7 protein-coding genes are annotated in these 12,345 nt (G+C 53.9%); 3 read left to right on the top strand and 4 right to left on the bottom strand.

Going from position 1 to position 12,345, the window contains the following annotated elements; genetic code table 11:
• Positions 1–47: 47 nt before the first annotated feature.
• The 4 genes from IDH44_RS09780 to IDH44_RS09765 all read right to left on the bottom strand — a co-directional run bounded on the left by IDH44_RS09780 (position 48) and on the right by IDH44_RS09765 (position 6,975).
• On the bottom strand, positions 48–3,545 hold the full coding sequence (locus IDH44_RS09780) for a glycosyl hydrolase (RefSeq protein ID WP_190917125.1): 3,498 nt from the start codon (positions 3,543–3,545) through the stop codon (positions 48–50).
• A gap of 150 nt (positions 3,546–3,695) precedes the next feature.
• On the bottom strand, positions 3,696–4,310 hold the full coding sequence (locus tag IDH44_RS09775) for a right-handed parallel beta-helix repeat-containing protein (protein ID WP_190917124.1): 615 nt from the start codon (positions 4,308–4,310) through the stop codon (positions 3,696–3,698).
• Between the two features lie 394 nt (positions 4,311–4,704).
• Positions 4,705–6,057, bottom strand: a complete 1,353-nt coding sequence (locus tag IDH44_RS09770) for a carbohydrate ABC transporter permease (protein WP_190917123.1) — start codon at positions 6,055–6,057, stop codon at positions 4,705–4,707.
• Positions 6,058–6,072: 15 nt separating this feature from the next.
• A complete protein-coding gene (locus IDH44_RS09765; protein ID WP_190917122.1) occupies positions 6,073–6,975 on the bottom strand; it encodes a carbohydrate ABC transporter permease in 903 nt (300 codons plus the stop codon).
• A 289-nt stretch (positions 6,976–7,264) separates the two neighbouring features.
• On the opposite strand from IDH44_RS09765, the gene IDH44_RS09760 reads away from it, so the two are divergent.
• From IDH44_RS09760 to IDH44_RS09750, 3 genes are all read left to right on the top strand, one after another.
• Complete coding sequence (locus tag IDH44_RS09760; protein ID WP_190917120.1) at positions 7,265–8,650, top strand: extracellular solute-binding protein; 1,386 nt, start codon at positions 7,265–7,267, stop codon at positions 8,648–8,650.
• A 105-nt stretch (positions 8,651–8,755) separates the two neighbouring features.
• Positions 8,756–10,657, top strand: coding sequence for a cache domain-containing sensor histidine kinase (locus tag IDH44_RS09755; protein WP_190917119.1), 1,902 nt, complete (start codon positions 8,756–8,758; stop codon positions 10,655–10,657).
• Between the two features lie 45 nt (positions 10,658–10,702).
• A complete protein-coding gene (locus IDH44_RS09750; protein WP_190917118.1) occupies positions 10,703–12,274 on the top strand; it encodes a response regulator in 1,572 nt (523 codons plus the stop codon).
• Positions 12,275–12,345: the final 71 nt, after the last annotated feature.

Genomic DNA, 12,345 nt, shown 5'->3' with positions numbered 1-12,345 from the left:
GGCGGTCACTGCCATCAGACCAAACGCCTCCCATCTTCATATACGCCCTAGTCGGCTCTCCATTCATTCAGAATCATTTGGGCAACTGCAGCCAAATTGCGGATATCAATGATGTTGAGGTTCAGCACATCGGCTTTCTCCACCTCGCTCCAGCCAGCTTCGCCAGGAGCGGCGTTATAGTAATTCGCTATGAGTGAAAGGTCGTGAATGGTGATGCGTGTCGCCCCTGGCTTCATCGTTACCAGTTGCAGACGGAATTGCTGCAGCGCCGTCTCCAGCTCCATCTTGGCTTGATCAATGGCGGATTGACTGTTGCCCGACGCTTGCGCCGATACGATGGCGGTTTGCAGCCCGCTTCTGGATCCTTCGGCGTATTGGCCGAGCTTGACGCCTTCCATTGTCCGTCCATGCAGTGCCAATGCCTCTGCAATAACAGCATCGAGCGATGTGCGATCGCCCGGCACAATGGAATCGACAACCGCCAGCTCGTACGGCGTCTGAGGTACGCCTATAGGCACCTCCTCGCCGTTGATGGACGCCTCCGCATCAGTCAGGAATATGGCGGTTTCCCCGAGGGAGGCCTCTTCCTTTACCTGACCGATCAGTTGGAACAGCGCACCGTCCTCCTCGGTCGCATCCTGGCCCGCGACGGCCAGGATCAGCAAGATTTCCCCGGTATCCGGCTTCACCGAGCTGCCCAGCAAGGATAGGTCCGGATGCAGCAGTTGAATTGCCGCTTCGTCCAGCGACTCGGAGCCCTCCTCTCCGGCGAGGGCAAAGACCAGCTTGGTCGGATCGACTTGAATGACGACGGACAGCAGCTTGAATGGGCTCTGAACCCCCTCGAGGCCAACGTCCAATTGAAGGCCTTCGCCCGCCATGGCTTCGTCGCTTCCGGTCAAGGTCAATGCAGGGGCCGCCTCTCCGGGCGACGCCGACTCGGTTGTGTCATAGATGCGGGCGGTAAATACCGTCTTGTCGCTCTTCAGATTGATCTGCCCATTTGGATGTTGGATGACGAAATCGACGAACGAACCCTCTTCTACGGTAAAGGTTGCATCGTAGCTATCGTATTGAACCGCCTGCAGAGTCTGATCGAAGACAGTTGTACCGTCCACCCGAATGGAGTAATTCAGTTCGGACGGACCGATCAGACCCTGAACGTTCACTTCACCTTCGACAGAGCTGGTCCATCTCCTGACCGCCGGCGTATCGGCTGTCACGCGGCTTGGGTAGCCGCCCGGCTGCGTCACCTTCAACGTCTCGTCGGCTCCGCCTTGCCACTGCCAGTTCCATGTGAATTCCGGCGTGTAATGCATAGGCTGGAACACATCTTCATCGTAGTATCCGTATTGCCATCCGTTCTCGCCTTGCTCGCCCGTGAAGGACAGGAAGGAGTCCGCCACCGGCTGCCCTGCCGTTCCTTGAATGGACTGGACGTTTCCCTTCACGAAGACGATCGATTCGCCGAGAGGGATGCTGACCTTGCCGTTCACCGGCTGCGCGACAGTCTCCACGCCCATCATATCGACGATTGTGAGCGGTTCATTGGTGTAGAACTCGCCGATCTCGCCTTCATCATCTGCCGACCAGGCGATCCTCAGCTCGTCTTCGTCGGAATCCGTAAATTTCATAATATATAAATTGCTCAGGCTGTCGACGAATTCCCGTCCGAGCGCTGTTGCGCCGTTCAATTGATGCACCATATTCGCCGTTGCGACATAAGCTGGATTCGGCGTATACTTGCCTTCCGGCGCTTGATCTGACTTCAGCAAGCCCATGTAAGGGAAAGAGGCGTCATCTCGAAGCAGATACGTGTAGCTGCGCTCCACATTGTCGAAGCTGCTCATCAACGCCATCTGGCGCGCATTGAAATTCGCCGTATATTTGCGATCCTGACTGCTGAAGCCGAACTCCGTCACCCAGATCGGCTTGGTCTCGCCGTTGTTGAACCGTTTGATCTGCTCATTCAGATCGTTGATCTCCGTCCAGACCAGCTCGGGCCATCTTACATTCCAATTCTGCACATACGGATGGATAACAACGCCGTCCATATAGTCCAGAGCTCCGAGCTCGAAGAGCGCTTCCAAATAACCGGTCGGAATCATGACCGAGGCTGTGCCGATAACCGGAACATCGGGGTAAGCGCTCTTCAGCACCTCATACGTCTTCTTCAACATTTCGGTATAATAGAAGGGTTTGTCGGCAGTGGCTGGTCCGTTGGAGAAGCTGCCGTTATATTCGTTCCATACCTCGATGGCGGGAATGCCGGCTTCCATCGCCGTATAGTAGTCCAGCATCGCTTTCCCGTAATTGGCATAGCCTTCCCGACCGTCTTCCGTATAGGGAGACACCCCGGAGGTAGCCTTGATGTCCGGCGACATCGTGCCGGCCTTCTGCCCCGCCCACTGGAACGCCGAGCTCTTCCAGGCCTGGGTCGTTGAATTATAGGTCATCTCCCGGAAATCTGTGGAATGCTCGTAATCATCCCATCTGACGCTTGGCATCGACGCATACCCGTAGTGCCACTGATCGCCGCCCTGCACACCGGAGAACTGGCTTTCGGAGTGGAAGCTGACCCCGCCGCCGACCTTCCAGATGTCAATGGCGAATCTGGTTCCGTCAAACCAACTGTTAACGGCATCCTGATTGCCAGGCGTCACTACAAAATCGATTACAGTCCCTTCCACAACATTGATCTGGTTCAGTGAAATCGTCGTTGAAGACTGAGCAGATTTATAATCGTCAAAAATTTCCTGTCCGTCCACGAAGATGCGGAAGCCTGTTCCATCCGTACCTGTGCCTTGTGTTTGAGACAGCTTCCAGTACCCGGTAATGTTCACCTGGCCTTCCAGATTGCTGACCCATCTGCGGATGGTCCACGCCTGTTGATTGCCGTTCGGATCGGTGTCGTACAGCTTGTTGGCAAAGGACATGATCGGCAATACTTGAAGATCGTTCATCTTCGCGGTCTGCATATACCCTCCGGTAACATCCTCAAAATTATAGACGCCCTTGGTCTGCTCCACGCTTCCCCAATAATGCTCGTCCCGTACATGACGAATCCCCGCCTTGTTGATCAGCGGCATAACGTCCACATCCCAATTCTGGGCAAAATGCGTCATGACGCCGAATCTCGTATCATCGGCATCCGTCTCCGTATGGCGGATCACGCCGAACGTCGTTTTCGCCGAAGCGACAACGTCGGCTCCGACGACGGCCGTCAGATCCATCTCGTAATAGCCGATCGCTCCGGCGGGGGCCGGTTCAATGAGGGTCGTCCCCGCGGCGTTGACCGGGGTGCTGCCGCTTGCAGCCGTGTTGCCCCAGAAGTCGCGGACAACCCAGTTCACCGTCTCCGCATCGCTTTCCGCCAAAATGATAACGGTTTCATTTTCAAAGAAAATATTTCCTAGCGCATGCTGTGACAACGTCAAGGTGCCTGTCTCGGCTGCCATTACCCGAGGTGCGGGCAGGAGCGCGCCGATAGCGAGCAGCATTGCCAGCATAATCGAAATCATTGCCTTTCTTTGTTGGACTCGCATGTTGACCTCAGCCTCCGTTTATCTATTGAATTGTCTTGCCAGACCGTTCCCGGGTCGCACTGCTCACCCCCTTTCTGTACATATAAACACAATATTCGGTGTTCCCGGAACGGGGAGTTCCATCGTTATCAGCCTTCCTTCGGTATGATGCTATAATCCGACATTATTCCGAGCCGTTATATTCCGGGTCGTAGCCGTATCCCATTCGATACCGGAATTCCGTTGATCTGTGGTGGAGAAGCAGATGTTGTCCGCGAGCTCGACATCGCTTGCCTGCATCAGATAGATCGTGCCGCAATACGTCTCGTCATAGATCGGCTTCTCTTGCTGGCTGGAGCCATACGTATGCGCATCCATCGGAATTTGATTGGCATTGATAATCGTATTGCCGATCACCCTGACATCGCGGCAGGAGGAGAGGAACATCGCCATGCGCGGGCAATTGACGAAGGTGTTCCGTTCGATCAGGATTTGCTCGAAGATCGGATATGCGGTGCGGCCGCCGGGCAAATAAACGCCCATATACAAGACGGCCATCTGCCAGGCGTTCAGATCGCAATTGCGGAACTGATTATTGCGAATGACGAGATTGCCGGCGCCATGCCCCTCGGACCAGCGGGCTTCGGAGCCTGTTTCAATCTGAATCGCCGCTCCTTGTATGCTGTCGAACACATTGTGCTCCACGAGGCCGTCGAAGCCATGAATGAGTACGCCGCGAGCCCGATTATTTGTAAAGCGATTGTGCCGTATGATGAAGTGCCGCATGTCGTACCGCCTGGTTGAACAGCACCGAGTCTCCGGACCTCCCAATTCCAGTCCAGAACCAGTTGTCGAATATGAATGCGACGGCTGTTGCGGATGCGGATGTAGGGGCGTGCCTGGCCAAACAGCAGCTCCGCTCCGTTCCCTTCAATGGTGAAATCCTCGAACCCGTCCAGATCGAGATAAGCGCCAGAAGCGGGCTCCTCGTGGAAATAATAGACGCCGGGAGGAATGATCTGTCTGGAGGCTCCGAGCTCCCGGCAGCGACGGAGCGCTTGCCGGAACGGCTCTGCATGACAGATGTTGGCCCGGTCCGGCTGTGCGCCGAAGTCGCGCACATGGACCGCAGGTCCCTTCTTGTCGACGGGTAAATCAATGGTTGCGGCTGCCATTCTAATCATCCTTTCACACCGGAGCCCATCACGCTTTGCTTCAGCTGCCGGGAGCTGATCACGGTCATGAGAATGACCGGCAAGGTCATCAGCACGGAGAGGCCCAGAATAAAGTTTTGTTTGGTGCTGCCGTTAATGGACAAGCTGTACAAGGCGACGTTGATCGTCCACAGATGCTGCTTCTCCGTCACCAGCCAGGCCCAGAAGAAGTCGTTCCAGTTCCCGATGAACGTCTGAAGCACAATCAGCGTAATAATCGGCTTCGACAGCGGCATACATATTTTGGCGAACAGATACAGATTGGACGCGCCGTCCATCCGGGCCGCCTCGAAATAATCGCTCGGAATCTGGTCGAAAAAACCTTTGAACAAATAGACGAAGAAGCCGAACGGGTACAGAAACGGCAGCAGCAGCGCCCCATAATTGTCATAGAACCCGATTTCCTTGTACATGACGAGCTGTGGAAGCATGATGGAGGCGAACGGAATCATCATCGCTCCCAGGAAATACAGCAATACGGCATTGCCGGCTTTGCGATCCAGGAGACGTGAAATAACGAAAGCCGACAGAGAGCATAAGACGACTTGAGTAACGATCGCCCAGCCAATCACGAGCAGCGTATTGAATACGAATGTCAGGAAGCTGTACTGCGCAATCAACTCGTTGTTGGAATAGACGTAAGACGGCAGCTGAAAGTAATACCAGTAGTTCTCGAGCAGCAACACATTGTTGGTGTTCAGAGTGCTATGGGAGAAGAAGCCCTCCAGCTTGTATTTGTCGGCAAACAAGGCGGTCAGCCTCGAATCGAATTCGTCCCGTGCCGGCGAGGCTTCCGGTTGGCGGGGCAGGCCGACCGAATCAAATTCATAGCCGATCGCATCGCTAGCTCTGACGTAACGATCGCCGTGCAGCAACACATCCGCTTTCACCACGGAACCTCTGTATACGCCGAAGTCGCGCAGAAGCTCCAGCTTCATCTTGTGTGCGCGAGAATAGAAGATCGTCTTGCCCTCCTTGACCCCGAACGTCTTGATTTCGAATAGGGAGTCGCGCGGATATTCCGCCAGTGTCGAGAACATGGCTAAAATGTTGTCCCGCTGCGCCAAATCCAGCAGCTCCCGATCGTCCATTGCTCCCAGCTCCGAATAGTCCAGCACAATGGACAGGCTTCGAGCCGCCTCGGGTATCGTCTTGGGAGGCACATCGTATATTCTGACATGGTCCTTGACCGAATTGCTGATCGTGTATAACAGTGGATACAGGAGCAGCAACGAGAACAGCACCGTAAAGGAGTAGGCGGTTATTTTCAGGATCCGGTCGGCCGTTGGCGACTTTATTTTGCCGGATTTGTTTGACATGAGGTGTACCCCTTTCTAGTTCTTTTGCGACCGATCCAGCTTCATCTGCACGGCCGACATGACGGCGATGACGCAGAGCAGGACGATGGAGGCCGATGAGCCTCGTCCATAATTAAAGTCTTGCTGGAACGTATTGTAGATATAGACGCCCATCGTGGTAGATGCGCCGCTTGGCCCGCCTGCCGTATACATATACGGAGCGTCCAGCAGCTGCATGGTCAGAATGACGGCCATCACAAGCTGAATGAAGATAAGGAAGCGAATATTAGGCAAAATAATATGAACAATTCGTCGCCACCCTGTACAGCCGTCTAGTTGAGACGATTCTATCATCTCCCTGGATATGCCCTGTATGGCTGATAAATAGAGCAGGACGGACAATCCGCCGCCCAGAACGCCCGGGAAGACAATACAAAATTTGGTGAAATCGGGGTCGCTCAGCCACGCCTGCGGCTGTCCGCCGAAGAAGAGTAGAATGCGATTGGCGACACCATAGTCGGGATGCCAGATCCACTTCCAGATAATCATGTTGACAGCGGTCGGAATAAGCGCCGGTACGATATACAGAGTCGTGAAAACGTGACGCAATCGAATCAACTCGTTCAGGAACAGCGCTTGCACAATCGGGATCAGGAAGGTCATAATCAGGGTCAGGAACAAGAACACAAACGTGTTGCTCCAGGCGTCCCAATAATATTGGGTAGAAAACATTCGGGCATAGTTAGCGAAGCCGACGAACGGGCCGGGCGCTTCAATTGCATTGTAGTCGAACAAGGACATATAGAAGGCTTTAATAATGAGATAATATTTCAGCCATGCCGTCAGCAGGATCGGCGGTGCGAGCAGCAGCCAAGGCGCAAGCTTTCTTTGCAAGCTGTACCCTCTGGTATGGATGCGCGCCTGAAGCGGTTGATTCATTCCGTATAACCTCCAATATGATGACTGTTTATTCGAGACTAACAAATCGGGCGAGAGGTAGAAACGCACATTATTGACATTGTAGGGGATGCAAATTCAACTTTTTGAATCGCTTACAATGTAAATTTGTTGAGGGGGGAAGTTTGGAGTAAGCGTTACCAAAAGTTAAAAACGCGTCCATTCTCCCTTGATTTTGTGACCCATGCATTCGATTGAATTCCGATATAATTAGAATTGTTCATCGCGAACTCCGGTTTGCATGCTCATCATAATGAGGAGGTCTGTCCAAATGTTCAACAAAAAAAAGGGGCGTACAACGCTGGCTTTGCTGCTTGGGATAGCGGTGTTAAGCGGATGCGGCGCTAACAATGGCAATACGCCTGACGACAACGGCGCATCCGCCAGTCCAACAGCGGCACCGAAGGAAGCGACATCGGCGCCAACCGACAAGAAAGATCCGGTTACGCTCACACTATGGGATAACGGTCGGGAGCGCGACGATTGGACCATCCAGTTCGAAGAGTCGTTCCTGAAAGCGCATCCGCACATTACTTTGAACAAGGTAGTCAAGGAAGGAGATCCCGGCAATGCGTTCTATCAGGCAGTCGCCGCGGGCAACGCGCCGGATCTGGTCGGCGTATCCTTCGCCATGATGGACAAATATATGAAGGCGGGCATTCTGGAGCCGCTGAACTCTTATGTATCGCAATGGGATGAGTGGGGTCATTATACGAAGGAATATGCGGATATGTTCACGAAGGACGGACAGATTCTGGGCTTGCCGGGCACGATTGCGCCGATGCTGTTCGGCTATAACAAAGCGCTCTTCGCCGATGCCGGTATAACGGAGCTCCCGCAAACCTGGAATGATGCGATCGAGGTCGCCAAAAAAATCAATAATCCATCCAGCCAAATTGCCGGCTACGCCACATTGGCCGCTGAATGGACCGAATGGTTCTTCCAATATTATGTATGGCAAGCCGGCGGCGATCTGACGAAGATGAATGCCGACGGGACCGCGGAGCTGACCTTCACCGATCCGGCGGTGATCAAGGCGGCCGAATTTTACAAGAAGCTTCGCTCCGAGAAGGTGATGCAATCCGATCTGACGTTGAAGTTCGACGATCTGGTCGACCAATTCGCGCAAGGCAAAATCGGCATGATGCCGTTCGCGGGAGATTGGGTGTCGATGGCGGTATCCAAGGGCATGAATCCGGACGATCTCGGATTGATGCTGCCGCCCGCCGGACCTTCGGGCTCCAGGGCTACGGCTATTGCCGGCGGGGCATGGGTCATTAACGCGAAGACGACGCAGGCGAAGAAGGACGCGGCCTGGGAATATCTCAAGTTCTATCATTCACGGGCGAGCCTGATCGGCAGCGCCGAGAACAAAGCAAGCAAGGGCGCGTCGAATCCGCTCGTGTCGCCGCGCGACGATATCGCTTACGCCGATTACTACAAGTTCCCGGAAGAATACTCCGACGTTCTGAATCAAGTGAATACGGTTGGCAGACTGGAGTTCTATGGCAAAGCCGATTTCGGCATATATGTAGATCGGGCGGTCCAGAAGATTCTGACCGATCCGAACGCCGACCCGACCAAGGAATTCGAGGCGGCGCAGAAGCTGGCGGCGTCCGAAGCGTTGGACAACTTCAACGCCAAGGCAACGGAATAAGGAAAGGAGACGAGAGAGAACTGCCGGGCGCAGTTCTCTTTCCCCATTCTTCAAACCATGCTACAGTTAGGCTACAAGTTATAAACGGCGGGGTGGGGTTACAGGATGATCAAGCTGCTCGGCCATCTATTCGTTCGTTTCTCCAACGGCATTATTAGGCTGTTGCGCAGCATTACGATCTTTCAGCGATTGATCGCAGCATTCCTGGTGCTGGTGCTGGTGCCTACGGTCTTCATTACGTTGTTTACGTACAGCAAATATGTCAATGAGATCGAGAAGAATATGGAGAGCTTCCTCTCCTTGCTGGTGCAAAACGTCAATGTGCAGATCCAGGACAAATTCAGTCTGATCGAGCGACTGGCCATCCTGTTTTACACGGATGCCAATGTCATTGCCGGTATCGAAGGCAGCGCTACACTTCCCTCCGACTCCGAGGCTTTCGTTGCCCATGAAGCCGTAATTGGTCATCGGCTACTGGAGATTGCCATTCATAATGAGAATATTCTGATGATGGAGGTCATTACGCCCGACCATCAATTTTTTATGCGGGATGAATATGGCAATCGTCGGGGCGGTTATATCCGGGACCCGGAACGGTTCCGCGCCAGCGAATATTACAAGGCGGCGATTGCTCAACACGGTTATCCGGTCTGGTTCGACACAAGCAATGAGAACGACATCTTCTATAAGAGCCCGACCGCGCTGTTCGGCGTTTCCGAAAGCATCACGATGACTCAGGCTATCTACAATACGGATACGCGCAAATTTCTGGGCGTGCTGGTCATCAATCTCCAAATCGAATATTTGACGGAATCGCTTCGCTCTTACGCCTTCTATGGAAGCGGCAACACGTTCCTGTTCGGCAAGAACGGCGTCATCAAGGGCATTCATTCGGATCTGTCAGCGCCCCATCTGTCCGAGCTGCGCAGCATTGATCAGGTGCTGGGACAAGCGACAGAAGGGAGCTATAGCGGCCGTCTCAATCAAGTGAACGTATTCCTTGTCTACAAGCAAGTGCCGTATACGGATCTGTCGGTTGTGCATGTGGTTGACCGGGACAAGCTGCTTGGCCAGGCCTATCGTATTCGCAATTTATGTTTGACCCTGGTTGCGGGCCTCATACTTGTATCGTTGCTGGTGCTGTATTGGACGACGATCAGCATATCCAGGCCGCTGCAGAAGCTGATGAAGGCGATGCGGACGTTCGCGAAAGATCACTTCAGCGTCAATTACAAGCCTTCCGGGCGGGACGAGCTTACGGTGCTGGGCGAGCAATTCGTGGATATGACTGTCAATACCAAGCAACTGGTCGATCAAATCTATATTGCCGAAATACGAGAGAAGTCGCTGCAATTAAGCAAGTCCCAGGCCGAGCTGAACGCACTGCAAATGCAGATCAATCCGCATTTCCTGTATAATACGCTCGATATTATACGCTGGGAAGCTCTGTATGAAGCAGATGGCGAAAGCACGGTCAGTCGAATGATCGATGATTTCTGCCGGCTGATGCGCATGTCGATCACGACTGGTGAAGACACGGTTACCGTTCGAAGCGAATTGAATTATGCCGAGACGTATATCGGTGTCATCAATTTCCGCCACCGGGATCAGATTGCGCTTCATATCCATATGGATTTTGATCCCGACGCTTATCGGATGCCGAAGTTTACGCTTCAGCCCTTGATGGAGAATGCCGTTCAGCATGCGTTCGACGAGGATGTCTCCCAGGCGGTCATCCGGATTGAAGGCAGAAGGGACGGCGATGAAATCAGGATTCGAATTGAGGATAACGGCATGGGGATGGACGAGGAGACGTTGACCGATATTCGTCGCATACTGGACGGCGATGAGCCGCCCGCTCAAGGGATAGCGCTAGATAATGTCAATCGGCGGCTCAAGCTTTCGTACGGAGATCGTTACGGGCTGTCGATATCGAGCAGCCCGGCGGGCGGGACGGCGATAACGGTGAGCATACCGGCGTCGGGATCTCCGCCAGCGGTACAATAAGCGGGCGTCAGCATGGACGCCGTTCATGAGAGGGAGCGCAAGGGCATGTATTATCAGGTTTTATTGGTGGATGACGAGGAGATTGTTTGCAACGGGCTGCGCCGGTTCCTGGACTGGGAAGGCTGCGGCTATCAGGTGGCGGCGGTTGCCAATTCCGTCGATCAGGCAATCGCCTGCCTGGAGCGGCGGCCTGTCGATCTGGTTATTACCGATATCCGCATGCCGGCTCGGAGCGGGTTGGAGCTGCTGGAGTTGATTCGGGAGGAATATCCGGACATCATCGCGATTGTGTTAAGCGGTTACGGAGAATTTGAATACGCGCGGCAGGCGCTTCGGCTAGGAGCCGCCGATTTCCTGACGAAGCCGGTCAACTTCGGTGAATTAAAACGACTGCTGGCTTCCTTCCTCCCCAGACTGGAGATGGAGCGGATTGAAGTATCCGAACGGCGGGAATACAAGCAGATGAAGATCAATTTTCTGTTGAATCATTTGGCCAAGGGCAACAAAGGAGCTCCTGTTGTCAATAACGCTTCGCTGCTGGAGCCTTGCTTGTCGAGTCGTGAATTTGGCGTTATTCGTTTGCGGTTCCGGACGGCGATCTCTCGAAGCAGTGCGGTCGAGGCGTTCAAGTCGTATTGGATGGAGGGCATGTTGTCGTCCTTGCCGCCTATCGAAGGCTGTGAGCGGGCGTATCCGTTCAATAATGAGCTATACGAATTGGCCTTCCTTGTCTTCTTCGATGAGTGCGCATCCTCGGCGCCGTTCATCGCCGGACTGGAGCGGCAGCTTGAGCGCTTTCAGACGGAAGGGATGATCGGTGTCAGCAACCGTCACAGGGGGATGGAGCATATCCATGAGGCTTATCGGGAAGCTGGCCAGGCGCTGCATTATATGGTGATGATCGGCTCTGACCGCCCGGCCATCTACGGCGAGATTGAAGCTCGTCCTATCTTCGAGCAGCAATTGGACGAGACGTTCAGCATGGATTTGCTGCGCATGCTCGCTTCCCTTCCGCAGAGGGACGACCTGACGGACTATATTCTTGGAGAGATGGATGCGATAAGTGCCCGGGACGGCTCAGGCATGGCAGAGGTGCAATCGTTCTGCATCCAGGTCGCCATGGTGCTTAATCAGCATTGGCAGAACATACGCGGGGCAAGCCTCGTCGGAGATGCGACGTTTCAATCACTTATTCATGATCTGCTGCTTGCTCCGCATCCGGCTGTTGCCAGAGAGCGGGTGGGGGAGTGGCTGACGAAGCTTGTGGTCGAAATGTCGGCTCGGGACGACGCGGAATCCGGGGACGTTATCGCGAATATAAAGCGGTATATTCAGGAGCATTATGCGGAGAATATTACGCTGAACTCGCTCTCCAACGTATTTTATTTGCATCCGATCTATCTGAGCCGCTTGTTCAAGGAAAAGGCCGGCTTAAACTTCGTAGAATATCTGACGGTGGTGCGGATGAATGTGGCAAAGGAGCTGCTGCTGAATCCGACATTAAAGGTGCATGACATCTGTCAGATGATCGGTTACGAAAGTCCGAGGTACTTCACCAAATTGTTCAAGAACGCTACGGGCATGACACCGAAAGCGTACCGGGAGGGAGCTTCGTGAAGCAGCCCGCAAGGCGGATTGTTGTCAGCAGTCGAATCTGCCAGGCGCGGCGTGGCACACCTGCAGGTTCT

Origin of the sequence: Paenibacillus sabuli (assembly GCF_014705605.1) — a bacterium.
GTDB lineage: Bacteria > Bacillota > Bacilli > Paenibacillales > Paenibacillaceae > Paenibacillus_D > Paenibacillus_D sabuli.
Note: the sequence above shows the minus strand (reverse complement) of the source record. Positions and strands in the feature narration are given on the sequence as shown.

What these genes read in the sequence shown, in the direction of transcription:
- IDH44_RS09780 (WP_190917125.1), bottom strand. Translation starts at nt 3,545, where the DNA reads ATGCGAGTCCAACAAAGAAAGGCAATGATTTCGATTATGCTGGCAATG.
- IDH44_RS09775 (WP_190917124.1), bottom strand. Translation starts at nt 4,310, where the DNA reads ATGCGGCACTTCATCATACGGCACAATCGCTTTACAAATAATCGGGCT.
- IDH44_RS09770 (WP_190917123.1), bottom strand. Translation starts at nt 6,057, where the DNA reads ATGTCAAACAAATCCGGCAAAATAAAGTCGCCAACGGCCGACCGGATC.
- IDH44_RS09765 (WP_190917122.1), bottom strand. Translation starts at nt 6,975, where the DNA reads ATGAATCAACCGCTTCAGGCGCGCATCCATACCAGAGGGTACAGCTTG.
- IDH44_RS09760 (WP_190917120.1), top strand. Translation starts at nt 7,265, where the DNA reads ATGTTCAACAAAAAAAAGGGGCGTACAACGCTGGCTTTGCTGCTTGGG.
- IDH44_RS09755 (WP_190917119.1), top strand. Translation starts at nt 8,756, where the DNA reads ATGATCAAGCTGCTCGGCCATCTATTCGTTCGTTTCTCCAACGGCATT.
- IDH44_RS09750 (WP_190917118.1), top strand. Translation starts at nt 10,703, where the DNA reads ATGTATTATCAGGTTTTATTGGTGGATGACGAGGAGATTGTTTGCAAC.